At 46.9% G+C, this 24,063-nt stretch carries 22 protein-coding genes and 1 tRNA gene; 18 read left to right on the top strand and 5 right to left on the bottom strand.

Translation table 11 applies throughout. From position 1 onward, the window contains the following. Window positions 1-63 precede the first annotated feature (63 nt). Genes rsmA through DXA36_RS19320 form a run of 4 tightly spaced genes read left to right on the top strand, consistent with a single transcriptional unit; the run spans window position 64 to window position 3,550 of the window. Window positions 64-936, top strand: coding sequence for a 16S rRNA (adenine(1518)-N(6)/adenine(1519)-N(6))-dimethyltransferase RsmA (gene rsmA, locus DXA36_RS19335; RefSeq protein ID WP_118681130.1), 873 nt, complete (start codon window positions 64-66; stop codon window positions 934-936). Next, window positions 933-1,634 carry an HAD family hydrolase gene (locus DXA36_RS19330; protein ID WP_118681129.1) on the top strand — a complete coding sequence of 234 codons (702 nt, stop codon included), beginning with the start codon at window positions 933-935 and terminating at the stop codon, window positions 1,632-1,634. The genes rsmA and DXA36_RS19330 overlap by 4 nt, the downstream gene beginning before the upstream one ends. Beyond that, the gene (locus tag DXA36_RS19325; protein ID WP_118681128.1) at window positions 1,631-2,425 is read left to right on the top strand and encodes a ZIP family metal transporter; all 795 of its coding nucleotides are present in this window, start codon (window positions 1,631-1,633) and stop codon (window positions 2,423-2,425) included. The genes DXA36_RS19330 and DXA36_RS19325 overlap by 4 nt, the downstream gene beginning before the upstream one ends. Window positions 2,426-2,443: 18 nt before the next feature. Further along, a complete protein-coding gene (locus DXA36_RS19320) occupies window positions 2,444-3,550 on the top strand; it encodes a DUF362 domain-containing protein (RefSeq protein ID WP_118681127.1) in 1,107 nt (368 codons plus the stop codon). Window positions 3,551-3,650: 100 nt separating this feature from the next. Here the strand turns inward: DXA36_RS19320 and DXA36_RS19315 are convergent, their stop codons facing one another. Then, complete coding sequence (locus DXA36_RS19315) at window positions 3,651-5,396, bottom strand: glycoside hydrolase family 13 protein (protein WP_118681126.1); 1,746 nt, start codon at window positions 5,394-5,396, stop codon at window positions 3,651-3,653. Window positions 5,397-5,697: 301 nt separating this feature from the next. Here DXA36_RS19315 and DXA36_RS19310 point away from each other — a divergent pair, with 301 nt between their 5' ends. The 6 genes from DXA36_RS19310 (at window position 5,698) to DXA36_RS19285 (ending at window position 14,625) form a co-directional block, all read left to right on the top strand. Beyond that, window positions 5,698-7,032 carry an ABC transporter substrate-binding protein gene (locus tag DXA36_RS19310; protein ID WP_118681125.1) on the top strand — a complete coding sequence of 445 codons (1,335 nt, stop codon included), beginning with the start codon at window positions 5,698-5,700 and terminating at the stop codon, window positions 7,030-7,032. Between the two features lie 101 nt (window positions 7,033-7,133). Next, a complete protein-coding gene (locus DXA36_RS19305) occupies window positions 7,134-8,033 on the top strand; it encodes a carbohydrate ABC transporter permease (RefSeq protein ID WP_118681204.1) in 900 nt (299 codons plus the stop codon). A gap of 1 nt (window position 8,034) precedes the next feature. After that, window positions 8,035-8,877 carry a carbohydrate ABC transporter permease gene (locus DXA36_RS19300; RefSeq protein ID WP_118681124.1) on the top strand — a complete coding sequence of 281 codons (843 nt, stop codon included), beginning with the start codon at window positions 8,035-8,037 and terminating at the stop codon, window positions 8,875-8,877. Beyond that, a complete protein-coding gene (locus DXA36_RS19295; RefSeq protein ID WP_118681123.1) occupies window positions 8,874-10,673 on the top strand; it encodes a sensor histidine kinase in 1,800 nt (599 codons plus the stop codon). Before DXA36_RS19300 ends, DXA36_RS19295 begins: the two co-directional genes overlap by 4 nt. Before the next feature lie 31 nt (window positions 10,674-10,704). Next, the gene (locus DXA36_RS19290) at window positions 10,705-12,243 is read left to right on the top strand and encodes a response regulator transcription factor (protein ID WP_118681122.1); all 1,539 of its coding nucleotides are present in this window, start codon (window positions 10,705-10,707) and stop codon (window positions 12,241-12,243) included. A 24-nt stretch (window positions 12,244-12,267) separates the two neighbouring features. Continuing rightward, window positions 12,268-14,625, top strand: a complete 2,358-nt coding sequence (locus DXA36_RS19285; protein WP_118681121.1) for a glycoside hydrolase family 31 protein — start codon at window positions 12,268-12,270, stop codon at window positions 14,623-14,625. A 105-nt stretch (window positions 14,626-14,730) separates the two neighbouring features. On the opposite strand, the gene trpS is transcribed toward DXA36_RS19285, so the two are convergent. Next, on the bottom strand, window positions 14,731-15,825 hold the full coding sequence (gene trpS, locus DXA36_RS19280) for a tryptophan--tRNA ligase (protein WP_118681120.1): 1,095 nt from the start codon (window positions 15,823-15,825) through the stop codon (window positions 14,731-14,733). A 324-nt stretch (window positions 15,826-16,149) separates the two neighbouring features. Here trpS and DXA36_RS19275 point away from each other — a divergent pair, with 324 nt between their 5' ends. From DXA36_RS19275 to DXA36_RS19265, 3 genes are all read left to right on the top strand, one after another. After that, window positions 16,150-16,578, top strand: a complete 429-nt coding sequence (locus DXA36_RS19275) for an Hsp20/alpha crystallin family protein (RefSeq protein WP_118681119.1) — start codon at window positions 16,150-16,152, stop codon at window positions 16,576-16,578. Between the two features lie 355 nt (window positions 16,579-16,933). Continuing rightward, the gene (locus DXA36_RS19270; protein ID WP_118681118.1) at window positions 16,934-17,785 is read left to right on the top strand and encodes a zinc ribbon domain-containing protein; all 852 of its coding nucleotides are present in this window, start codon (window positions 16,934-16,936) and stop codon (window positions 17,783-17,785) included. A 14-nt stretch (window positions 17,786-17,799) separates the two neighbouring features. After that, on the top strand, window positions 17,800-18,411 hold the full coding sequence (locus DXA36_RS19265; protein ID WP_118681117.1) for a zinc-ribbon domain-containing protein: 612 nt from the start codon (window positions 17,800-17,802) through the stop codon (window positions 18,409-18,411). A gap of 63 nt (window positions 18,412-18,474) precedes the next feature. Here the strand turns inward: DXA36_RS19265 and DXA36_RS19260 are convergent, their stop codons facing one another. Beyond that, entirely contained in the window at window positions 18,475-19,107 is a 633-nt protein-coding gene (locus tag DXA36_RS19260; RefSeq protein ID WP_118681116.1) for an HAD family hydrolase, read from the bottom strand. Further along, entirely contained in the window at window positions 19,107-19,880 is a 774-nt protein-coding gene (locus tag DXA36_RS19255; protein ID WP_279221554.1) for a glycerophosphodiester phosphodiesterase family protein, read from the bottom strand. Before DXA36_RS19255 ends, DXA36_RS19260 begins: the two co-directional genes overlap by 1 nt. Window positions 19,881-20,131: 251 nt before the next feature. Between DXA36_RS19255 and DXA36_RS19250 the strand changes: the two genes are divergently transcribed. Continuing rightward, window positions 20,132-20,500, top strand: a complete 369-nt coding sequence (locus DXA36_RS19250) for a VOC family protein (RefSeq protein WP_118681114.1) — start codon at window positions 20,132-20,134, stop codon at window positions 20,498-20,500. On the opposite strand, the gene DXA36_RS19245 is transcribed toward DXA36_RS19250, so the two are convergent. Next, the gene (locus DXA36_RS19245; RefSeq protein ID WP_118681113.1) at window positions 20,497-21,006 is read right to left on the bottom strand and encodes an HD domain-containing protein; all 510 of its coding nucleotides are present in this window, start codon (window positions 21,004-21,006) and stop codon (window positions 20,497-20,499) included. The genes DXA36_RS19250 and DXA36_RS19245 overlap by 4 nt on opposite strands. A 251-nt stretch (window positions 21,007-21,257) precedes the next feature. Between DXA36_RS19245 and DXA36_RS19240 the strand changes: the two genes are divergently transcribed. The 4 genes from DXA36_RS19240 (at window position 21,258) to DXA36_RS19225 (ending at window position 23,762) form a co-directional block, all read left to right on the top strand. Next, window positions 21,258-22,100, top strand: a complete 843-nt coding sequence (locus tag DXA36_RS19240) for a fumarate hydratase (protein ID WP_118681112.1) — start codon at window positions 21,258-21,260, stop codon at window positions 22,098-22,100. A 146-nt stretch (window positions 22,101-22,246) separates the two neighbouring features. After that, a complete protein-coding gene (locus tag DXA36_RS19235) occupies window positions 22,247-22,798 on the top strand; it encodes a Fe-S-containing hydro-lyase (RefSeq protein WP_118681111.1) in 552 nt (183 codons plus the stop codon). Between the two features lie 21 nt (window positions 22,799-22,819). Further along, window positions 22,820-23,533, top strand: coding sequence for a lysophospholipid acyltransferase family protein (locus DXA36_RS19230; protein WP_118681110.1), 714 nt, complete (start codon window positions 22,820-22,822; stop codon window positions 23,531-23,533). Between the two features lie 140 nt (window positions 23,534-23,673). Further along, a tRNA-Ser gene (locus tag DXA36_RS19225) sits at window positions 23,674-23,762 on the top strand. Window positions 23,763-24,063 lie beyond the last annotated feature (301 nt).

Genomic DNA, 24,063 nt, shown 5'->3' with positions numbered 1-24,063 from the left:
GATTTAGAAGGCACAGAAGGTAACAGTTCAGGCAGGTGTGCGCATTTACCACGGAGGAATGATATGCCAAAATTAGGTACGCCAACCGGTACGATTGAGGTACTGCAGAAATATAATTTTAACTTCCAGAAGAAATTCGGCCAGAATTTCCTGATAGAACCCCGCGTTCTGGAAACCATTGTGGAGGCGGCAGGAGTCGGAAAGGATGACTGTGTGCTGGAAATCGGGCCAGGGATCGGCACCATGACCCAATACCTTGCCGAAGAGGCCGGGAAAGTGGTGGCTGTGGAAATTGATAAAGCGCTGATTCCTATTCTGAAGGATACCCTGGCCGCATATCCTAATGTTACAGTTATCCATGGGGATATCCTGAAAATGGATGTGAAAGAACTGGTAAGGGAAAGAAATGCAGGAAAACCTGTTAAGGTGGTTGCTAACCTGCCATACTATATAACCACCCCTATCATCATGCAGCTGTTTGAAAGCCATGTCCCCCTGGAAAGCATCACTATCATGGTACAGACCGAGGTGGCGGAGAGGATGCAGGTGGGGCCGGGAACCAAGGATTACGGTGCGCTTTCCCTGGCGGTCCAATATTATTCCAGGCCGGAGATCGTCACCCATGTGCCGCCGTCCTGTTTTATGCCCAAACCGAATGTGGGAAGCACCGTCATCCGGCTTGCCAGGTATGAACAGCCCCCGGTGGTTACGGCGGATGAAGAATTTATGTTTAAGCTGATCCGGGCATCCTTCAACCAGCGCAGGAAAACCCTGGTGAACGGGCTGTGCAATGCATCCGGCCTGAACCTGTCCAAGGCAGAGGTGGCGGAGGCGCTGGAAAAAATGGAACTGCCCCCCGCCGTCCGGGGAGAAACCTTCACCCTGGAGCAGTTTGCCAGGCTGGGCAGCCTTTTATATAAAGGGAGAATACAATGATTGAAGCAATTGTTTTTGATATGGACGGCATTTTGTTTGACACCGAAAGGCTGAGTGTGGAAAGCTGGGTTGAGGTTGCCGGAAAAATGGGGCTTGGTGATATTGATAAAGGGGTCTATGGCTGTATCGGGTTGAACCGCACGGACTGCCGTATTTTTCTGAAGGAAACTTATGGGCAAGATTTTCCCTATGAATATTTCAGGGAGCAGACGGCTGCTGTTTTCCAGAAGAAAGTGGACAAAGACGGCCTCCCTGTCATGAAAGGGGCACAGGAGCTGCTCCTCTGGCTGCAGGAGAAGGGGATAAAGGTGGCTCTGGCATCCTCCACCCATACAAAAAAAGTGGAAAGCCATCTGCGGCTTGCCGGATTTACCGGGTTTTTCCAGGCGGTTATCGGCGGAGATATGGTCGAGCACAGCAAGCCGCTCCCGGATATCTATTGGAAAGCCTGCCAGCTGCTGCAGGCAGATCCTGCCAGGGCTGTGGCTGTGGAGGATTCCCCAAACGGAATCCGTTCCGCTTATGCGGCAGGAATGCTGCCAGTTATGGTTCCGGATCTGGTACAGCCCGATCCGGAGATAGAAGATATGCTCTATCAAAGATGCGACAGTCTTTTTGACGTCCGGGATTTTCTGGAGAATAAGCTTAAAGAAGGTGAAGTACGCGTATATTCTGATATGATTGGAGGTAATACATGAAACAGGCATTGCTATGGGCAGCCGGCGGAACCGGCTTTACCTTTCTGATGACGACGCTGGGAGCCGCTATGGTTTTTTTATTCCGCGGCAAAATAAATATGAAAATCCAGAGGATTTTTCTGGGATTTGCGGCAGGTGTTATGATTGCCGCCTCCGTGTGGTCGCTCCTCATACCTGCGATTGAGGAGGCGGAGGCAGCGGGCAAGGTGGGATGGATACCCGCAGCGGGAGGTTTTGTGCTTGGGATCGTTTTTCTTCTGCTGATGGATCAGCTGCTTCCCCATCTGCATGCGGGATCCAAGGAGCCGGAGGGGCTTTCCTCCTCCTGGAAACGGACCACCCTGCTGGTTATGGCGGTAACCCTTCACAACATTCCTGAGGGAATGGCAGTAGGCCTTGCTTTTGCCATGGCGGCACAGCATATGGGGGCTGAAGCAGGTGTGGCAGCGGCATTTGCACTGGCGCTGGGCATCGGTATTCAGAACTTCCCGGAAGGGGCGGCTATATCCCTGCCGCTGCGTCAGGAAGGGATTCCCGGCTGGAAGGCCTTTCTTTACGGAAGCCTTTCCGGTATTGTAGAACCGATATTTGGTATCCTGGTAGTGCTGATCGCAGGAGGAATCCAGCCTCTCATGCCCTGGCTTCTCAGCTTTGCGGCAGGTGCCATGATGTATGTGGTGGTGGAGGAACTGATTCCGGAGGCGCATTTGGGAGAACATTCCAATATAGGGACGCTTGGGGTGATGGGCGGATTCCTTATTATGATGATATTGGATGTTGCATTAGGCTGATAAAAGGAGGAAAAAGATATGGAAAAATCAAAGGTTTATTTTACCACAATGAAAACTTCATTTTCTGAGAATCTGCCTCAGAAGCTGGAGCGTCTTATCAAAACGGCAGGTATTGGCAAGATTGATTTCACCAACAAATATGCCGCAATTAAAATCCACTTCGGCGAACCGGGCAATCTGGCCTATCTGAGGCCGAACTATGCGGCTGTTGTGGTGAAGGTCATCAGGGAGCTTGGCGGAAAGCCGTTTCTTACGGACTGCAACACGCTGTATGTGGGCGGAAGGAAAAACGCCCTGGATCACATGGATGCAGCATACCAGAACGGTTTTTCACCCTTTTCCACGGGCTGTCATGTGATAATTGCAGACGGGCTGAAGGGGACGGATGAAGAACTGGTCCCCGTGGAAGGCGGCGAATATGTAAAGGAAGCCAAAATAGGACGCGCCATTATGGATGCGGACGTTTTCGTCACCCTGAGCCACTTCAAGGGCCACGAAGCCACCGGTTTTGGAGGGACTCTGAAAAATATCGGAATGGGCTGCGGTTCCCGCGCGGGGAAAATGGAGATGCATAACGCCGGCAAGCCTTATGTGGAGCAGGCAAACTGTATCGGCTGCGGACGCTGTATCAAGATCTGCGCCCATGACGCCCCCTCCATCACGGACGGCAAGGCTTCCATCGATCATAAGAAATGCGTGGGCTGCGGCCGGTGTATCGGGGTGTGCCCTATGGATGCGGTATGTACGCCCGGGGATGAAAGCAATGATATCCTGAACCGCAAGATTGCGGAGTACAGCAAGGCGGTGGTTTCCGGACGGCCCCAGTTCCATATCAGCCTGGTGGTGGATGTTTCCCCTAACTGTGACTGCCATTCGGAAAATGATATTCCTATCGTACCGGATGTGGGAATGTTTGCCTCCTTCGATCCCGTGGCGCTGGATGTGGCCTGTGCGGATGCGGTAAACAGGCAGCCGGTTATCAGCGGAAGCCAGCTGGATCGCATGCCTCATGTGCATCAGGATCATTTCATTGACTCCGCGCCGGATACCAACTGGCATTCCTGCATTGAGCACGGGGTAAAAATCGGGCTGGGCAGCGATCAATATGAATTAATAGAGATCTGAGATTCATACATAGGAATTACAAAAGGTTCCGGTCAGGCATACCATCGTATCGCCTGTCCGGAACCTTTTTTCTGATTCGGAATTGTACCGGGACCTTATGCTATTTGATAACAGCGAACCCGCCCGGCAGAATCCGCCCGTTTTCCGTCTTTCGTGATACAAGGATACTTCCGTCAGGAACGCCTGTCCCGGTATCCCCTGCGTTGATACATACCGTAAGCGACCGGCCGTCAGCCTGCCTGCGATAGGTAACTATCCGGGATCCCGCAGCTTCCCCCGTCGGAAATATAATTTCCGGGCAGCGGCAGAGAGGTTCCTGCTTCCTAAGAGCTATGAGAGCCTTTACCATGGCGGTAGTCTCCCGAAAGGTTCCTCTATCTATATCATCCCAGGGCATGCATCTCCGGCAGTCGGGATCCGGGCCGCCTTCCATGGCAATTTCGGTACCGTAAAAGATACAGGGGCTTCCCGGCATGGTATACAGCACGGCCAATGCCTGGAAAAAAGAATCCGCATCAGGAAGCTTGCTCCGTAAACGCGCCGTATCATGGGAGTCCAGAAGATTGAAAAGCACCCGGTTGGTCTGCTCCATATACATGCTGTAGCATTTATTAATCCGGTACCGGAATGACAGGCTGTCCGCTTCTTTGTTCCGGAAGAAGTCCATCACTGCATTATGGAAGGGATAATTCATGACGGAATCAAACTCGTCACCTCTCAGCCACCGCATGGAATCCTGCCAGATTTCCCCCAGAATATAAAAGTCCGGGCGCAGGGCTTTCAGACGTGCACGTAAGGAACGGCAGAACTTATGGGATATTTCATGGGCCACATCCAGGCGCAGGCCGTCGATTCCGAATTCCCTGACCCAGTATTCACAGGTTTCCGTCAGATATTCTGCCACTTCATCGTTATTGGTATTCAGTTTGGGCATAAATGCGGTGAAATGGAAGGAATAGTATTTTTTGTCATAGGTCCAGGGATCGGCCTTGTCAAAAGGCCATTTATTTACCATAAACCAGTTCCAGTAAGGGGACGCAGGGCCTTTTTCCAGCACATCCTGCCAGTAGGGAAAATGGTAGCCGCAGTGGTTGAACACACCATCCAGCATGATGCGGATACCTGCCTGATGGGCGGTATCCACCAGCGTGCGGAAATCCTCCTCTGTACCGAAGGCAGGGTCGAGCCTCCGGTAATCCGTGGTGTCATATTTGTGGGTGGTGGAAGCCTCAAAAATAGGTGTGAGGTAGATGCCGGTAATACCCAAATCAGCCAGATACCCGATTTTGGAAGTGATCCCGGCAAGATCCCCGCCATAAAATTCGTCATTGGTTACATGGCACCGGCCCCAGGGAAGCAGTTTCTTTTTGGGGAGGGAATCGTCCTTCCTGCAGAAGCGTTCCGGAAAAATCTGATACCATACCGTGTCTGCCACCCAATCCGGCGTTACATTGATATCTGCAGGATTCATCCAGGGAAAAGAAAAATAGGACAGCCTTTTGTTTTCCAGGACAAGGGTATCCTTTGTATAGAACCCATCCTCCAGATAAAAGTAAGTCTCGTCTGCACTTCGCAGCTCAAAAAAATAGGCGCACCGCTTATAAGGAGGGAAAACGGAAAGTGTCCACCACTTGTGGTTTTCCAGTTCCTTTCCGCCGGACATCTCCTCCGGATGCCCCTTCCACCGCCATGGCCCCCCGAACTCCTCCGATTCCATGGGATCCTCATAATGGAGGAAAACCCGTTCCACATCCTTTCCTGTCTGAATCTGAATCACCAGCTCCGCTTCGTTTTTTGCGTAGCACATATTATCCTGGCTTCTGTGATAAATACAACCTAAATCCATGTGCAAACCTCCCTGTACTCCAAGATCTGTAACCGTTCGGACCTGCCTGGACGGTTAGTTTGTTTCGTTATCCTATGTTATCACGAGAGATTTTGCGGCCATACCAAAAATCTTACCATCTGCATATAGAAATCTATACTTTATGAAAAATAATATACAAAGTATATAACAAAAATTTTAAATAAAAAGTAAAATTAGTAATATTGAATATGAAATAAATGTTATATAGAAAGGGAAATACAAAATGTTACTATATAAATGCAGGAAAAAAGAATGAATTAACAAAAGGAGGAAATTGGGTATGAAGAAAAAAGCGATTGTAATTCTGCTTACGCTTTCCATAGCGGCAGCAGGTATTGTGGGCTGCGGGAAGCAGACATCTGCGGAAAATACGGGGGCTGCTGCGCAGGAAACACCGGCTGTGCAGGCTTCCGAGAGCAAGGAGGCTGCAGAAGAAGGAACTTCATCCGGAACCGTGGAAATCGAGTTTGTAAACCAGAAGAGAGAGGCGGCGGATACCTTCCAGGCAGTTATCGATAAGTTCAGTGAACAAAACCCGGATATCAAGGTGACGCTGAATACCACCCCCGACGGAAGCGGCGTGCTGATGACAAGAGCCAGCAGTGATACACTGCCGGACATTCTCATGCACTGGCCTACGGACGCACAGTTTGTACAGTTTGCCAATGAAGGGCTGCTGGCAGACCTGACAGGCAAAGAATATACGGGAAACATCGTGGATTCGTACATTGAAGATCTGAAAATGGAAGACGGAGGTATCTATTGCCTGCCTATTTCCCTGAATTTTATGGGCGTTTACTATAATGTGGACAAATTTACGGAAGCCGGGCTTTCCGTTCCTGCGACATGGGATGAACTGATTGCGCTGTGTGACAAAATCGTGGCAAACGGTGAGGTTCCCTTCCTCCTTCCCAACAAGGACGCATGGACCGTTTCCCAGCTCTGGGATAATATCGGCGGGAAAGACAGGGGCGGTTATGCGGACTTTTATGCAGGCCTTGATGACGGCAGCCAGTCTTATGCGGCGGACGCCATTGCCAACGATTCCATGGAGAAAATGGTTCTTCTGACGGAGAAGTATTCCCAGGGTGATACCCTTTCCCTCGGCTATGATCAGGCCATTAATGATTTTGCCACAGGGGCCTCCTACATGTTTATCCAGGGAAGCTGGGCACTTCCTTCCATCCAGTCCGCCAACCCGGACAGTAACGTGGAAATGTTCCCTATGCCCAACGGAAGCGGTGATATGAAGCAGCCGGTGGGAGTTGACTGTGCAATCTGCGTCAGTGCCAAAGCAGCATCCGATCCCGCCAAATCGGAAGCCGTTGATAAGTTTATGACCTATCTTTTCTCCACCGAAGCCGGGCAGATGTATTCCGACAGGGATCATTCACCGTCCGCAATCAAAGGGGTTACGGCGGATATTCCCCAGGATAAGCTGGTTCTTGACCTGATTGATAAAGCTGGCGTTCTGGATCTGGCAGTGCCTCCTACCGGATTTGAAGATACCAAGCGTTCGGAAATCCAGAATGTATTTATGGGTACTTCCGTTTCCGATTTCCTTACCCAGCTGGATGAAGACTGGAAAACCGCAAGAGAGGCGGAAGCGCAATAGCGTGCACGCAGCGGCTGCCGCGCAGTACGGGCCGGCTATTGTTTAGGTAAAGCGGGCAGGGCCGCATGTCCTGCCCGTTTTCAGGTAAGGAGAAAAGAGTTATGGAGAAAGAAAAAAGTAAGAAAACAAAGAAAATATCCGAAAGAACCAGAACGCTGTTCCTGTTTACAGTGCCGTCCGTGGTGATGTATACTGTATTTTTTACGGTGACTATGGCAATCGGGATTTACTACAGCTTTACGGACTGGAACGGCATAAGCGCATCCTATAAGCTGATCGGCTTTGGAAATTATGTCAAAGCCATGATGGATCGTAAATTTCTGGCTGCCCTGAAATTCAACTTCGTATATACCTTTCTGTTTGTAATCATTCTGATCGTTATTTCCCTGCTGGTGGCGATATGCCTGAATAACCTCACGAAAGCATCCACCTTTTTCCGGTCCATCTATTTCCTTCCGGCGGTGCTTTCCATGGTAACGGTGGGGCTGATCTGGAATGAACTGTTTTACCGCGCACTTCCCGTCATCGGCAAGACACTGAATATCGGCTGGCTTTCCAACAGCCTTCTGGGAAATAAAACAACAGCCATGTTCGGTATTCTGATAGTCAATCTCTGGCAGGGCTGTTCCATTCCTATTGTCCTGTTTCTGGCAGGACTGCAGAGCGTGCCGTCGGAGCTTTATGAAGCGGCTACCATCGACGGGGCCAACCGGTGGGACAAATTCAGGAGCATTACCTTCCCCTTCCTGATTCCGGTTCTGAATATGGTTATCATAACCCAGGTAAAGGCCGGCCTTACCATATTCGATTATATTATGGCGATGACGAACGGCGGGCCGGGAGGGGCCACTCAGGCAGTGGGTATTTTAATTTACAACCAGGCGATGAAGGGGAATGCCTACAGCCAGTCCGTAGCCGAATCCATGATTTTATTTGTAATCGTGGCCGTTGTGGCTGCCGTTACCTTAAAAATGACTAAGAATAAACAGGTAGGTGACTAATATGGGAAAATCGATATCATCCAGAATTGCTAAAGTGGTTACATGGATTGTCCTACTTATAGGGGCGCTTATTATCCTGTTTCCCATGTATATCACCGTGATAACCTCTTTAAAGACACAGCAGGAATCCGCGGCTGATTTTTTCTCACTTCCTGCCTCCTTTTACCTGGGCAATTTTATCAGTGTGTTTGAAAAAAGCGGGTACTGGACTTATGTGTGGAATTCCGCTAAAATCACAATCATTTCGGTGGTGCTGATACTTGTTTTCATTCCCATGTGCGCCTATGCCATTGCACGGAAAATGGAAGAAAACAGATACTTTAAGACCATCTATTTTTATCTTCTTCTTGGGATTTTTGTACCGTTCCAGGTTATCATGGTGCCGCTGGTGCAGTATCTCACCAAAATGAAGCTTTTAAACCAGACAGGACTGATTTGCATGTGCCTTGCCCTGGCGTCATCCCAGGGAGTATTCCTTCTTGCCAACTATGTGAAGAGTGTGCCCAGGGATTTGGAGGAAGCGGCGTCTATCGACGGCTGTACCACCTTTACCGCTTATTGGCGCGTGGTTCTTCCTTTGATAAAACCTATGGTTGCCACTATTTTTGTCATGAACGCTTTATGGGTATGGAACGATTTCCAGATGCCCCTGCTCATCTTAAACCAGCAGCCGGGAATGTGGACGCTGCCCTTGTTCCAATATAACTTTAAATCCCAGTATACGTTTGACTATAACCTGGCATTTGCCTCCTATCTGGTTGCTATGCTGCCGGTGGTAATTGCCTATATCTGCGCCCAGAAATATATCGTTGCCGGACTGACCCAGGGCGCAGTTAAGACATGAGAAGGAAATCCGTCCGCCTGGAAGTACTTACGGTATTTCTGATTTTCACGGTTATCATGATGGGCGTGAGCCTGATGATTTATAACCAGAATATCGGCGAACTGAGGCAGGCCGACATTAATCATCTGATGGAGAGCGGCAAGCAGCTGGCCTATTCCGTGGATTCCATTATCCTGGATGTGGGAAGCCTGTTTAACCTTCATTATCAGGATCAGAGGATGTGCAACATTATCAACCACCGGAAAAGCCAGTATGATGAAGTGACACGGTTCCAGAACACCACTTATGTGGAAGGGACCATCAACCACGTGGTTTCCAACAGCAAATACATAAAACGCTGCTGCATCTTCTCTGCGAACGGGGATGTATACAGCAATATCAGCTCCGTGTTCCAGGACTATAAGGATTACATATGGGAAATCGTGGACAGCGGAAAGATCGGGCACAGTATTTATTATACGGATCCGTCGGTCTGGAGCATCGGCCAGGTGGATTACAAGGTCGTGACCGCTGTAAAAGTATTGTACAGCTATAACGGGACCTCTCCTCTGGCCTATGTAACCCTGGACATCAGCTATGCGGAGCTGGATCGTCTGCTCAATTCCACAGATAACCCCGCAGGCACCCTGCTGTTTTATGAGGATATGCAGATTTACAATAACGGGAAGGGCGGCCTGTACGGAGAACAGCTTACACAAGTGCAGGAAAAAGCAAAGCAGATGGTAGAGGAAGGACGGGAACAGGATATCCTGCGCATCGGCGGGCTGGATTACCTGATGACTGCCATACGCAGCGAGAGTTCGGGCTGGACAGTGGTGCGCTTCATTGCCGAAAAGGAAGCCCTCCGCTCCATATCGGAACGCAAAGTCAGGGATATCACCATCCTGCTTGTTACGGCGGCTGTGGTTTTTATGATCTACTATTACCGGGTTAACCAGCTGATGGATCCATTGACCAAAATGGATGAAGTGATACGGCATAATAAAGGAACCTCCCTCGCAAAGGTATATTTATCGAAGGAGGAGGAATGGCTGCTGGGAAATAATGAAATACGGAATGTGATACAGAATTATAACAGCATGGCGGATCGGATTAATGAATATGCGGAAAAAACACTTCTTTATGAGATCGATCAGAAGGAAGCCCAAATCAAAATGCTGACCTACCAGATCAATCCCCATTTTCTTTATAATACGCTGAATACCATAAGCGCTATCGCAGAAATAGAAAACATGGACAATATCGTAGAAATTACGGACAGCATATCCAATATATTCCGGTATAACCTGAAAGGGGATTCCATTGTCACGCTCCGGGAGGAAATCGATCACGTAAAGGATTATGTACAGATACAGAAATACCGGTTCCCGGATCAGTTTGAGATGATTTATGAAATCCCGGAAGAGATTTATTCCTTTAAGGTCATGAAATTCATCCTCCAGCCCCTTGTGGAGAACAGCATATCCCATGGGCTGTTCGGCACCGCGGAAAAAGGGCGCGTGACGATCAGCGCCTCGCTGGAAGGAGAGGAGGACATGCTCCTGACTGTCACGGATAACGGTGTCGGAATCAATAAAAAAAAGCTGGAGGACATGAATCAGAAGTTGTTCGAATACCGGGTGAATATGAATGCCGGTCAGGATTTCGGAGGAGACGGAATCGGTATTATGAACGTAAATGCCCGCGTATCCGGCTATTATGGCAAAATCTACGGAATCACCCTGTACAGCGAATATGGCCGGTGGACCCGGGCGGTACTGCGGATAAAAGCATTGCGGGACACAAAGCCCGGGTAATCGTTCAGACAGGACGGGTAGGAGAAACGATATGAAAATATTGATTGCCGAGGATGAATATTACGCCAGGCAGAGGCTGATAAAGATTGTCAGGGAATGTAATATGGAGGTGGAGCTGGCAGCCGCTGTGGAAAACGGCAGGGCGGCGGTGGATTTTCTGGAACAGAACACGGATGTGGATGTGGTTCTGACAGATATTATTATGCCGAAGCAAAACGGCCTGGAGCTTGCAGAATATATTCATATGAATATGCCTTATATCCAGGTGGTAATCGTATCCGGCTATGAGGAATTTGATTATGCCAGAAAAGCTATGGAATACGAAGTCAGGCAATACCTGATAAAACCCGTGAAAAAAGAACAGCTGTTAAACGTGTTACGGCAGCTGGAGGAAAAACAGGAAAGCTTCCGCAGAGAGGTGGAGGCCGGTGTCCAGGAACGGCTGAAGAAACTGCCGAATGGATATACCTCTTCCAAACAGGTGCTCACAAATGAGGAGCTGATGAAGCTCCATATGCCCGGAGTGTCGTGGCTGCCCGACGATGTGTCCTGCAGGATATTTGTCCTGCAGTTGGAACGGCCCATGAATGACAAAGACGCCGGCTTTCTGGGCAAAATCTGCAGCCAGAAGCTGGGAAGCAGGCTGGCGGGGAACTTTTTCTGCCAGCAGAACGATGAATATATGGCGGTCGCTGCAGAGGAGGGAAGCCTGCTAAAGGATCTGGAAGGCATCCTGAATTACTGCCGTGTCCAGCTTCAGACCGGGGTGGTGATGGGAACAAGCCGCCCTTTTTCCGGATGTGTCAATAGGTACGACGCCTATAAAGAATGCCTGTATGCCATTAATATCCGGCTTCTGAAGGGCTGGAACCGGATTTTCGAATATCAGCTTCCCCACGGCGGGAATACCTATTTCCTTTCCCAGGATGAAAATGCGCTCGCCGGCTCCCTTCAGCTTTCCGACAGCGGGAAAGCGGCGGCCCTGGTTCACGGGCTGCTTACTAAACCGGATTTGCTGGAAAGCGGAGACGTGAATGCCTATTATGACATGATTTTGAATATTCTGCGGAGCGTTAACCGGTACTACCGTTCCCTGTATAAGGAAAACGAAGCCATGGACTGCAAGGTGGAAATCATGTTTTCCCGCAGGTATGATCTATATAATTTCAAGCACCCCGGCGAGCTGGAAGAATATCTCATGGATATTATCCGGGAAATCTGTGATCAGGGACAGAATTCCCTCAAAAACGGGGGAAATGCCATAATACGCGACATCCTCCATTATGTGGAGCAGAATTACCAGTACGATCTTTCTTTGCAGGAGCTTGCCGAAAAAAAGTATTTTATGAATCCTTCCTACCTGAGCCGGCTGTTTAAAGGCGCTGTGGGGCAGACCTTTTCCCGGTATGTAATCGAACTCAGGATCAAGAAGGCCAGGGAGCTGCTGGAGGATAAAAGTATGAAAATAAATGAAGTTGCCGCGCAGGTGGGGTACAATAATACATCTCATTTTATCCAGTCCTTTAAGAAACTGTGCGGCTGCACGCCGGAGGAATACCGGAATCAATAGAAAAAAGTAGGGGAGGGTTATCTGATGAACAAGAAAACAGAAGTAAGCTATAATCCACAGCTGGGATATCTGAAAACCATATTCAGCCACAATTTCGATTTCCTGACAGGAGTCCTGGGATATACGGACAGGGGAGACGGCGTGGTAATAGAAGCAGGGACATACCGGAATAAAAAAGCCGCAGTGCTTATACAGCCTTTGAGTCCGTCGTCCTACCGTTTCCGGATGTATCCGGAAGGAAAGGAGCCGGATTTTACAAACGAAGTTTTTTCTTTGGAAAAGACAGTGTCCTACCAGGTGGCGGAAGAGAAAGAAACGCTGTCCATACATACTGCCAGGCTGGAAATCCGGATAAGAAAGATACCCTGGGAAGTGAGTACCTACCTGGACGGCAGGCTGCTGACAAAGGAACAGAACCGGGATTCCAACGTGGATAATATGTGCAAATACCTTCCTTTGGGGTTTGACCGGGATGACGAGGGCAGGGTGATCCGGGTCAGGGAGAGTATGTATATGTATGCCGGTGAGGCATTTTACGGCTTCGGTGAGAAATTTACCGAATTTAATAAGAGAGGACAAAAAATCCAATGCTGGCAGAAGGATGCATTGAGCACCAATACCGGGGATTCCTACAAAAACCATCCGTATTTCATGAGCAGCAGAGGGTATTCTATCCTGGTGAACAGCTTTACCAGAATGACCTTTGACATGGGATGCGGCTCCAATGTTACCTATGGGGTGGAGGTGGAGGACAGCTATCTGGATTATATACTGTTTGCCAACCGGGATTATAAGGATCTGCTGGCAGATTATGTGCATATGACAGGCAGTATTCCCATGATACCAAGATGGGCGTTTGGCCTCTGGATGTCAAAATGTGTCTATAAGGATCAGGAAGAAGTGTACCAGGTGATTGCCAAGGCTGAGGAAGAAGGCGTCTCCATAGATGTGATGAATCTGGACGCATGGCAGAAGCAGGAGGACAGCGGGGCATGGGTATGGGATACGCAGCGTTTCCCGGATCCGGAGGAGATGATACGGGTTCTCCGGGAACACAAAATACACCTCTGCCTGTGGATATATCCTTATATTGGAGAAACATCCGTGTATTTCCGGATGGCGGCGGAAAAAGGCTGGCTGGTGAAGGACGGGATCGGGGATCCCTTGACCTTTTGTGCTACCGCAGGCGCCCGGAGGAAGGTGGGATGCTTTGATTTCACCAATCCGGATTTTCTGGAATGGTATGTCCCCAGGGTAAAAGAAGTGATTGCAATGGGAATCGGCGCGGTAAAAACGGATTTTTCCGAAGCGGTCCCCGAAAATGGGGTTTATTATGACGGGTCAAACGGTATACAGGGGCACAATAAGCTGACTTACCTGTATGCAAAAACCATATACGAGGCCATGAGGGAGGTAAAGGCGCCTCTGGGTGAGCGGCCCATGCTCTGGGGCAGGAGCGGTTATGCAGGAAGCCATACGATTCCGGCAGCCTGGGCAGGAGATTCCTCCACACATCGGAATAACCATGCCTGCATCCTTCAGGGCGGCCTCAGTCTTGCCCTGAGCGGTGTTGCTTACTGGGGCTTTGATATGGGCGGCTTTTATAATACCGACCATGAAGGCTATGAATGTATGCCGGAAGAGGAAGAATATATCCGTTCCACACAATTTGGTTTCTTTTCACCCCTGAGCAGATGCCATGGAAAGACACCCAGGGAACCCTGGAATTTCGCGCCGGAAACAAAGAATATATTTTCATATTATAACCAGCTCCGCCACAGGCTGATGCCGTATCTGTATTCTGCCGCATGGCAGGCATCCCTGGAATCCGTTCCGATGATGCGTCCGCTGCTCATGGAATTCCAGGAGGATCGCAATCTCCGCAATATAGGTTCCGAATATATGCTGGGGGACAGCCTTCTGGTAGCGCCGGTATTTGATCAGGATGATTTTGCCCTGTATCTGCCGGAAGGGACATGGGCGGATTTCTTCACCGGTCGCCTGGCGGAGGGCGGAAGATGGATATCCCTGAAGCCGGCCATGGATCAGATTCCCGTATATATCCGGCCCAATACCATAGTGCCCATGCGTTCTGCCCAAGGCGGCGGCGATCCGGAAGAACCCTTTACCGATCTGACCATCTGTATGAACCTGAAAGATCGCCTTTCCTGCGTCTGCTATGACGACAACGGCAAAAACCATTTTACGGCGGAATGGAAAAACGGGGAACTGGCAATCACCACGGGACTGCCTGTGAAGCAGATACTCCTTTATGGGACGGGACAGCTTACGGAAGTAACCTGTAACGGGATGTCCTGTTCCTGGGAAAGAAGGGATGCATATACGTATAGCATAGGGCCGGTTACCTGTTTACCAGGGTAACGATCCAGGCGCTGGCCTTCTGGCCGATCCGATTAACAGCTGCAATATAAGCATAAAAAGAGGGAACCCGGGGCAGCCGGAATTCCCTCTTTACAGTGACGGTAGTTATTCCCTTCCGGCGGCAAAGCGTTCGGCCTGCTCCCGTATCAGGGCATTGTCTTCGAAATAATTAATTTTCATAGCCCTCTTAACATGAGAGAGGGTGTTGGCAGCTTCCGCTTCCGCGATTTCACTGCCTTTCTTCAGGATATTATAGATTTCGGGAATATCCTTTTCAAATTCTTTCCTCCGCTTCCGGATGGGTTCCAGCTCTTCCTGCATAACGTTGTTCAGGAATTTTTTAACCTTTACATCACCAAGGCCGCCTCTTGCATAATGATCTTCCATTTCCTGAATGTTTTTGTATTCGGGAAGATAACGGGCGAACTGATCCTCGTTGGAGAATGCTTCCAGATAAATAAATACCGGATTCCCTTCCACTTTTCCCGGATCCTGGACGCGCAGGTGACCCGGATCGGTAAACATGGACATGATTTTCTGACGTACCTCTTCTTCACTGTCGGATAAATAAATACAATTATTTAAGGATTTGCTCATTTTGGCTTTGCCGTCGATTCCGGGCAGACGCATGCAAACCTTATTATCAGGCAGAAGGATATTCGGATCCGTAAGGGTTTCGCCATAAATGGAGTTGAATTTATGGACAATTTCCTTGGTCTGTTCAATCATGGGAGCCTGATCCTCGCCTACCGGGACGGTGGTGGCATTAAAAGCCGTGATGTCCGCCGCCTGGCTGATAGGATAGGTAAAAAAGCCTACAGGTATGCTTGTTTCAAAGTTGCGCATCTGGATTTCCGATTTCACCGTGGGGTTTCGCTGCAGCCTGGAGACCGTAACCAGGTTCATATAGTAGAAAGAAAGCTCACACAGTTCCGGAATCTGGGACTGGATAAACAGCGTGGACTTTTCCGGATCCAGCCCGCATGCCAGATAGTCAAGCGCTACCTCTATGATATTCTGACGCACCTTTTCCGGATTATCCGCATTATCAGTGAGTGCCTGGGCATCTGCAATCATAATAAATATTTTATCGTATTCTCCGGAGTTCTGCAGCTCCACCCTGCGTTTCAGGGAACCCACATAATGGCCCACGTGAAGCCTTCCGGTAGGGCGGTCGCCCGTCAAGATAACTTTACTCATAATCAATCTCCTGTCGCATAACCAATATATTTTACTGCGTTCTATTTTACTCGTATTCCGGGGTATATGTCCAGCAAATCCGTTCATTTTTATAAAAACAATTTCTATAGGGGTGACAGTTCCGGCGATGATAGCCGAAGATAGCTGGGAGTGATCGGAAAAGGGATACCGCACCATTAAAAAAGGAGTTCATAATTTTTTTATAATTTAATTAGCACTCACCTCTTGACAGTGCTAACAACTAGTGTTATAAATGTTATAGAACAACAAAGGAGCGGCAGATAAGCCGCAGATTTCAATATAATAATGCAGGAGGAATAAACTATGTTAATCAGAAATAATTTTTTCAATGACTTTTTTGGAGATATGTTTGATGACCCGTTTTTCAACAGAGGCTATGCGCCCCAGACACAGCTGATGAAAACGGATATCCGTGAAAAAGACGGCCAGTACCTTCTGGAAATTGAGGTTCCCGGTTTTACCAAGGACGATGTGAAGGCAGAACTGAAGGAAGGCTACCTTACTATTACCGCAGACAGGAAAGAACCTGTTGAGAACGCGGAAGACAGAACCAAATACGTAAGGAAAGAAAGATACTACGGAACCATGAAGAGAACCTTCTATTTGGGAGAGGATATTACAGAGAATGAAATCCATGCGGCATTCAAAGATGGTATCCTGCGGATCATGATCGATAAGCCGCAGCCTAAGAAAATTGAAGAAGAAAAGACAATTATACCTATCGAGGGATGAAAATAATTTTTTTGTAAGCCGTTATATTCTAATATTGCCGGTAAGAAATCGGTTTTATATAGAGGGTAAAAACGTTGTAGGGATTGATTTCATCCCTGACTTTCAATAGAATCTGAGAGCCTATAACAGTATCATATAGAAATGTTACTGTTATAGGCTCTTTTTAATTTATAGAACAGTACGTCTCATATAAATAAAAACCTTCCGAAAGTATAATGTGGCAGCATAAAAGCCAGATAAATTCCTACTTTTACTATGCTTTTGTTTGATTGACTTTGTATAATGAAGACGTTATAATACAATTAAAAGTTGTTATTATTATACAAAATGATGCTTATGAAGGGTGGAGGGAATTATGGCAATCATAAAGTGTCCGGAATGTGGACAAGACATATCTGACAAGGCGATGAAATGTATTCATTGTGGGAAAATATTCAATGAGGAACTGAAGAAAAAAGAGCTAAAATGTACGGAGTGCGGTGAGGTATTATCCGAAACAGACAAGGTGTGTAAAAATTGCGGATGTCCGATTGAAAAAAATGCGGAAGCCGGTGAAATGAAACCACAACAGGTGGAAGTGGCCGGAATTAAGATGGAACAAAGGACCAAGAAAATTATTATAGGTATTATTATTGCACTGGTGTTTTGCATAGGTGGAGGAGCCACCTATAAAGTATACTCAGATAAAAAGGCGGAGAAAGAATACCGGGAATCCTATAATGCTTACATAGATGATCTAAAAAAAGCCCAGTCTCTCATGCTCAACGGAGGAGGGGATGCCGAAACAATAATTAACCTCACATTAAATGTTTGGAGCAATACCATTTATAAAGAACGAGATAGTGAAACAGATAAATATACAATAAGTAATCAAGGTTCCGGCATTTTCTATGATGATTTTAATGAATCACTGGGTCATTTATATGCTGATTCCTCAACACAGTCTGTCCTTTCAAAGATAGAAGCTAATCAGGTGTCGGTAAAAGAAATTATGAAAAAATTACAGATGCCGCCGGAAGGCCTTGATAAATGTTATGATACGATTTCCGATTTATATGAAGCTTATAAATCACTTACAGATATGGCAATAAGTCCGTCTGGGAATTATAACAGTTTCAGCTCCAAAAAAAGTGATACGGTATCGGATTTTATGTCCGCGTATGATAAACTGGACAGCCAGCTGCCCGAAAAAATAAATAAGAAATAAAGGAGAATTCAATTATGGCTCTTATTCAATGTCCGGAATGTGGGGCAGATATCAGTGACAAAGCAACAGAGTGCCCGAAATGCGGCTGCCCTGTGGAATCGTCTGCTAAAACAGGAACAACTAAGAAAAAAGTATTTTCCACAAAAGTAATGATTCTGATCCTTGCATTTCTTTTTATCGTTGTAGCAGGCATTGGGATATATAAACTTATTAACAGACCCGATAATAGCGGCCTTTATAATGGTTTTAATTGGGGAATGACTTATGATGAAGTTATAAAAAAGTTGCCAGAGGAATCAATAGTTACCCAAAAGCAGGATTCAATTACCACTATGATCCTAGATTATGAAGAAAAAGAAGGTATTGATGCCCTAACTTCCTATAATATTGGTGAAGGTTTGTTAAAATCAATAACATTATATATTACAAATGGAGAGGACAGCTCTTACACGGATGAATCTCTGATTGATGAATATACACAGCATTTGGATGAGTTATATGGCAAACATGAGGAAGAACTGATCTCTTCCGTATGGATAACAGAAAAAAGCAGAATAGAATTATCCTATTTATTGGATGGTCTTTTTGCACTTAAGTACGAGGATATAACCAGGATGGAAGAATAGTTAGCAAATAAAGGGGGAACTATAAAAAATGTTCTCCCCTTATAGATGTTTTAAATTGTTGTGTCAGAATTTTTTAAGAAGATCCAGGATATTCTTTGGTTTAAAAAGCCTGTAATCCGCCGTGATTTCTTCGGGGTTTTTACACCCCCACAGAGCCAGTGCCCGCGGAACGCCGGCCCCTTTGGCACACTCCATATCATAGATGCTGTCCCCGATATACACGGCCTGTTCAGGAAGGATTCCTGCCCTTTCCAGATAAAAAAGCATGGGAGCCGGATTGGGTTTATGCTCTGTTGTATCCGTGGAGGTTACAGTGATGGAAAAATAATCTGCCAGCCCCAGCCGGATCATATCATAATCATATTCCTCCTGGTTTTTTGAGGTTATTACACCTAGTGAAATCCCATTTTCCCTCAATTGATCCAGAACCTTCCTGATATCCGGATATACGGTAACATCCCCGCCGTGTTTACAATAATAGGCATCCCACCGCTTGAGTACTGCTGTCAGATCGCCCTCGATCCCCAGTTGCTTAAGTGTGTGAGGACCGGGAATACCCAGACAGAAATAAAGTTGTTCCGGTTCGTAAGCAATGCCCTGAATCTCCATGAGCAGTTCCTGAAGCCCCTTTATTATTGCTTTTTCTGTATTAATCAAGGTTCCGTCGATATCAAAGATAAAATGACGTTTTTCCATCAGGCCTCTCCTTCCGGTATAAAGTTCTCAAAGATAAAAAGAGTAAAATCCTTCCGGCAGAGGTCCATTTCCTCCTGGGAACGTATAGTCCATCCCACCGACAGGGCGTGATAAAGATTGCAGCATATTTTTCTGGATAAATCATTCCGGTATATCCAGTTGTAAGCGATAAAATCCGGTCTTGAGGCAACGTTGGAAAGCATTTTACCCAATAGGAAAAAAGACAGGCTGCAATTTTTATTTTCTTTATTAAAGTTAGTACACAGCTGCCCGCGGAATACATCCGGCCGGTTTTTCTTATACCAGATAAGAGCGGAAGGATGGAAGGATTCTATACAATAAACACCTTTATAATCCTTAAGCAGATGATTAACTGCCTCCGGAATCCGATCATCCCTTTTGTCCATCTTTATTTCTATAATAAGAGGTACCTGTCCTTTTACAAGTTCCAGGAATTCCTGAAAAGTAGGAATCCGTTCCTGGGTGCCTGCCAGAGTCAGTTCCTTTAATTCTTTTAGGGTCAGTGCATCCACCCTTTTTTCCACTCCGCACATCCGCGTCAGAGTAGCATCATGGAAGACGACCGGAAATCCGTCCCGCGATAGCTGCACATCCATTTCCATACCAAAACCGTTGTCAATGGCCCTCTGAAATGCTTTCATAGAATTCTCCGGAATTCCTAAAGCTATATTATGAAGTCCCCTGTGTGCATAATAATGATGAAGAAGTGCCTTATAATCCGGCTTACGGAACCGGGGTATGATTAATACCATATAACATAAGAATAAAAATAACAAAATAAGTAACAGTACCAGCAGTGCTTTCATGGAACGCTCTCCTTTTTCTTTTGCATGAATATTTCATTTATTATAAACCCAGTATACAGCGGTTTGTTCCCGCAGGCAATGCCTACCCTTTTGCCTCCTGTCTGTTCCGTCCCTCACAGTTGTAAAATTAGTTGCATTATATACTCTATACATATAAAATGCACATAACAGTTAACTTTGAATCACAGGAGGTACCTATGAAATTTAAGTTTGCCCATAATAATTTTAATGTAACCAATTTACAGAAATCCCTTCGTTTTTATGAAGAAGCATTGGAGCTGAAACCCATCCGCACCAAAGAAGCCCCGGACGGAAGCTTTATCCTGGCATTCCTTTCCGATGGAACCACACCTCACCAGCTGGAATTAACCTGGCTGAGAGACTGGGAAAAGAATTCCTATGATCTGGGGGATAATGAATTCCACCTGGCCTTTACGGTAGATGATATGGAAGCCTCTCATTCCCGTCATAAGGAAATGGGGTGCATTTGCTTTGAAAATGAAGCGATGGGCATCTATTTTATCCAGGATCCCGACGGCTACTGGATAGAAATCGTCCCTGCTTAAGCGGAAGCTTCCCGGGAGATCCCGAACATGTCCTGGCATATGGCGGTTCCGTTTCCTGTACGGAAGATATGCTGCAGGGCGTGTTCCACAGCCTCCCGGGAAGAATGATCCTCATATAAATTAACTAAGAAATCGGCTTCCACCAGAATCTGATAATCGGATCCGTCAATTTCATTGTACGTATGATGATGGGCGACCAGATAGCATACCCTGTCAATGACAGAATCCGCAAACTCCAGGGTTTCCAGCATGGCCCGTGCGATAATCGGCCCTTCCAGTTCCTGATGCTTCCCGCTGCAGTCTCCGTATTTTTCTTCACTCACCTTAATGCCGATATCATGGACGATAGCGGCGGTTTCCAGGATATCCAGTTCCTCCTCACCCAGATGTTCCAGTCTGCCGATAATACGGGCTAAATCATGAACCTTGATAAAATGCTGGATTCTTTTGGGATCATTGGCGTAATACCGAATCATTTCTTTTATTAAAAGTGCGTTTCTATCCATAAATCAAACCATCCTTTTCCATATGCCTCACAGATGTCCTGCTCTGTCCATTTTAAGATAGGAACAGATTCGGTACAAGAGTAAATTAACAAGATTTTTCCCGGGGCGGCAGATACCGCAGGGCACAAAGGGCCATCCGGACTGTTGCCACAAACCTTTATCCCCGGCCCAAACGCTGGTGACAAAGAATGGAAACTATACTATAATTAAAACAAGCAGAGCAGTACAGCATAGGAAGGGATTGAAAGCATATGAGAACAGTGCAGGTATCCGAAATAACGGAAAATATAAAGGAAATGTGTATTGAAGCCAACCATATATTAACGCCGGATATGGAGCAGGCCCTGAACCATGCGGTGGAGAAGGAGAAGGCTCCGTTGGGGAAGCAGGTTTTGGGACAGCTGCAGGATAACCTGCGGATAGCAAAAGAAGACACTATCCCCATATGTCAGGACACAGGGATGGCAGTTGTTTTCCTGGAAGTGGGGCAGGAAGTCCATTTTGAAGGTGGTGAACTTGAGGATGCCGTAAACGAAGGGATTCGACAGGGCTATACAGAAGGCTATCTGCGGAAATCCGTAGTAGGGGATCCCCTTCTCCGGCGAAATACCGGAGATAACACACCCGGAATCATTCATTACAGCATCGTCCCCGGAGATCAGGTAAAAATAACGGTAGCCCCTAAAGGATTCGGCAGCGAGAATATGAGCCGGATTTTCATGCTTAAGCCGGCGGACGGCATGGAGGGTGTTAAAAATGCAGTGTTGACCGCCGTGCGTGATGCCGGGCCTAATGCATGTCCTCCCATGGTAGTGGGTGTAGGGATTGGGGGAACCTTTGAAAAGTGTGCTATCCTGGCAAAGCAGGCATTAACCAGGCCGCTGGATAGCCGCTCACATATTCCTTATATAAAGGAAATGGAAGAGGAACTGCTGGAAAAGATAAATAAATCAGGTATCGGTCCCGGCGGTCTTGGCGGAACCACGACTGCGCTGGGAGTAAATATCAATACGTATCCTACCCATATAGCAGGACTTCCCGTTGCTGTAAATATCTGCTGTCATGTGAACAGACATTCCGTACGGGTTATATAGACACGGTTAATCCCCTTTATATAGTAGTTCTAACCGTAAGAAACACAATATCTGCAGAATAAGTATTATATAATAAGAAGAAAGTCGTTTGACAATGCAGACAGGTCCGAATGGTTGCAAAGCAATTTGGGCGGAAGGAGAATATAATGGAAAAACACATGAGAGTGCCTTTTACCAGACAGGAAGCGGCCACGCTGAAAGCAGGAGATTATGTCTGGCTGACAGGCACTATATATACAGCCAGGGATGCAGCACATAAACGAATGTATGAAGCCCTATTAAAAGAAGAGACGCTCCCGTTTGATATCCGGGAAAATGTAATATACTATATGGGGCCGTCCCCCGCGAGGGAAGGCAGGCCCATCGGATCGGCCGGACCCACTACAGCCAGCCGTATGGACAAATATACACCGTCGCTTCTGGACTTGGGAATGCAGGGAATGATAGGGAAAGGAAAGCGCACAGAAGAAGTGAGACAGGCTATGATCCGTAACGGCGCCGTATATTTTGCCGCCGTGGGAGGTGCAGGAGCCCTTCTTTCCAAATCCATCCTCAGCTCAGAGGTAATTGCTTATGACGATTTGGGGACGGAAGCGATTAGAAAGCTGGCAGTGAAGGACTTTCCCGTCATTGTGGTGATAGACAGCCAGGGGAATAATCTATATGAAACTGCCATAAAGCAATATTGTTCAGAATAAACAGGAAAAGAGAATCAGAATATGCGTAGAATTGCCTTGATGGTATTCCGGCTTTTCTTTAAAGCCTTTTACTACTTCAGCCACATCTGGTGGTGCAGCATACATGACAATATCAGCTATGAGGAAGGCTTCCGGTGGTGTAAAAAAACAACTCTTGCCGCCAACAGAGCGGGACGCGTCACCATAGAAGCACACGGTGTGGAAAACCTGCCGGAAAAAGACGGCTTTATTATGTTTCCCAACCACCAGGGCCTGTTTGACGGCCTCGTATTCCTGGAATCCTGTCCGAAAGTCTTTTCTTTTGTCATGAAAAAGGAAGCGGCCAACGTTATTCTTCTCAAACAGGTGCGTAAGGCATTGGGCGCCCTTGTTATTGACAGAGAGGATCTGAGACAATCCATGAAGGTGATCCAGACGATGGCGGAGGAAGTGAAAAAAGGGCGTAACTTTTTGATTTTCCCGGAAGGTACCCGGAGCAGGCAGGGAAATCATACCCAGGAATTCAAAGGAGGCAGCTTTAAGGGAGCAATGAAAGCCAGATGTCCTATCGTACCCTGTGCCCTGATAGACTCCTTCATACCCTTTGATGAAAACAGCATCAGGAAGATAACCGTTAAGATATTTTATCTGAAGCCTATGTATTATGAAGAATACAAGGATATGAAAACAACACAAATAGCAGAAGAAGTAAAAAGACGTATAGATGAAACCATTGCGGGATATACTCAGGAATAGTCTCTGCCATAACAAATTCAGGTGAATATGAAAAAACTTGCCAAAAGGAATTGACAAACAGTTATACCTTATGTATAATAACATTTGCGCTACCGATTGGGACGCGCACTTCATATTGGTAGAGGATAGTTCAGTTTTGTGGAGAAATACTCAAGAGGCTGAAGAGGCGCCCCTGCTAAGGGTGTAGGTCGTTTATAGCGGCGCGAGGGTTCAAATCCCTCTTTCTCCGTTCCCTTTACCGATATAAGGGAAGCTTGATTATAGCTTCGCGGGAAAAGAATCTTAAGTGATTGAGATTTCTTTTTTTTCGCACTTTTGCCGGATTGTAAAACACAAATAAAACTTGTTTAAAAAATAAGTTAAAAAAGATGTTGACATTTGGTAAAAAATGGTGCTATAATGAAACTCCACCGCGAATGGCGATGGGACAACAACTTGAAAGAAATAAAAAAAGTTGAAAAAAGTGCTTGACTGGCGAAACAACATGTGATAAGATATCAACTGTTGCGGCTGAGAAAGCAGCACACAGA

It is taken from the genome of Eisenbergiella sp. OF01-20, assembly GCF_003478085.1.
Classification (GTDB): domain Bacteria; phylum Bacillota; class Clostridia; order Lachnospirales; family Lachnospiraceae; genus Eisenbergiella.
This window is presented reverse-complemented; position numbering and strand designations above follow the sequence as displayed.

Excerpts from the sequence above, each read along its gene's own strand:
- DXA36_RS19255 (WP_279221554.1), bottom strand. The coding sequence starts at position 19,880 with ATGGTATTAATCATACCCCGGTTCCGTAAGCCGGATTATAAGGCACTT.
- DXA36_RS19305 (WP_118681204.1), top strand. The coding sequence starts at position 7,134 with ATGGAGAAAGAAAAAAGTAAGAAAACAAAGAAAATATCCGAAAGAACC.
- DXA36_RS19320 (WP_118681127.1), top strand. The coding sequence starts at position 2,444 with ATGGAAAAATCAAAGGTTTATTTTACCACAATGAAAACTTCATTTTCT.
- DXA36_RS19295 (WP_118681123.1), top strand. The coding sequence starts at position 8,874 with ATGAGAAGGAAATCCGTCCGCCTGGAAGTACTTACGGTATTTCTGATT.
- DXA36_RS19315 (WP_118681126.1), bottom strand. The coding sequence starts at position 5,396 with ATGGATTTAGGTTGTATTTATCACAGAAGCCAGGATAATATGTGCTAC.
- DXA36_RS19235 (WP_118681111.1), top strand. The coding sequence starts at position 22,247 with ATGGAAAAACACATGAGAGTGCCTTTTACCAGACAGGAAGCGGCCACG.
- DXA36_RS19330 (WP_118681129.1), top strand. The coding sequence starts at position 933 with ATGATTGAAGCAATTGTTTTTGATATGGACGGCATTTTGTTTGACACC.
- DXA36_RS19250 (WP_118681114.1), top strand. The coding sequence starts at position 20,132 with ATGAAATTTAAGTTTGCCCATAATAATTTTAATGTAACCAATTTACAG.
- DXA36_RS19310 (WP_118681125.1), top strand. The coding sequence starts at position 5,698 with ATGAAGAAAAAAGCGATTGTAATTCTGCTTACGCTTTCCATAGCGGCA.
- DXA36_RS19285 (WP_118681121.1), top strand. The coding sequence starts at position 12,268 with ATGAACAAGAAAACAGAAGTAAGCTATAATCCACAGCTGGGATATCTG.
- DXA36_RS19275 (WP_118681119.1), top strand. The coding sequence starts at position 16,150 with ATGTTAATCAGAAATAATTTTTTCAATGACTTTTTTGGAGATATGTTT.
- DXA36_RS19290 (WP_118681122.1), top strand. The coding sequence starts at position 10,705 with ATGAAAATATTGATTGCCGAGGATGAATATTACGCCAGGCAGAGGCTG.
- DXA36_RS19245 (WP_118681113.1), bottom strand. The coding sequence starts at position 21,006 with ATGGATAGAAACGCACTTTTAATAAAAGAAATGATTCGGTATTACGCC.
- DXA36_RS19325 (WP_118681128.1), top strand. The coding sequence starts at position 1,631 with ATGAAACAGGCATTGCTATGGGCAGCCGGCGGAACCGGCTTTACCTTT.
- DXA36_RS19260 (WP_118681116.1), bottom strand. The coding sequence starts at position 19,107 with ATGGAAAAACGTCATTTTATCTTTGATATCGACGGAACCTTGATTAAT.
- rsmA (WP_118681130.1), top strand. The coding sequence starts at position 64 with ATGCCAAAATTAGGTACGCCAACCGGTACGATTGAGGTACTGCAGAAA.
- DXA36_RS19265 (WP_118681117.1), top strand. The coding sequence starts at position 17,800 with ATGGCTCTTATTCAATGTCCGGAATGTGGGGCAGATATCAGTGACAAA.
- DXA36_RS19230 (WP_118681110.1), top strand. The coding sequence starts at position 22,820 with ATGCGTAGAATTGCCTTGATGGTATTCCGGCTTTTCTTTAAAGCCTTT.
- DXA36_RS19270 (WP_118681118.1), top strand. The coding sequence starts at position 16,934 with ATGGCAATCATAAAGTGTCCGGAATGTGGACAAGACATATCTGACAAG.
- DXA36_RS19300 (WP_118681124.1), top strand. The coding sequence starts at position 8,035 with ATGGGAAAATCGATATCATCCAGAATTGCTAAAGTGGTTACATGGATT.
- trpS (WP_118681120.1), bottom strand. The coding sequence starts at position 15,825 with ATGAGTAAAGTTATCTTGACGGGCGACCGCCCTACCGGAAGGCTTCAC.
- DXA36_RS19240 (WP_118681112.1), top strand. The coding sequence starts at position 21,258 with ATGAGAACAGTGCAGGTATCCGAAATAACGGAAAATATAAAGGAAATG.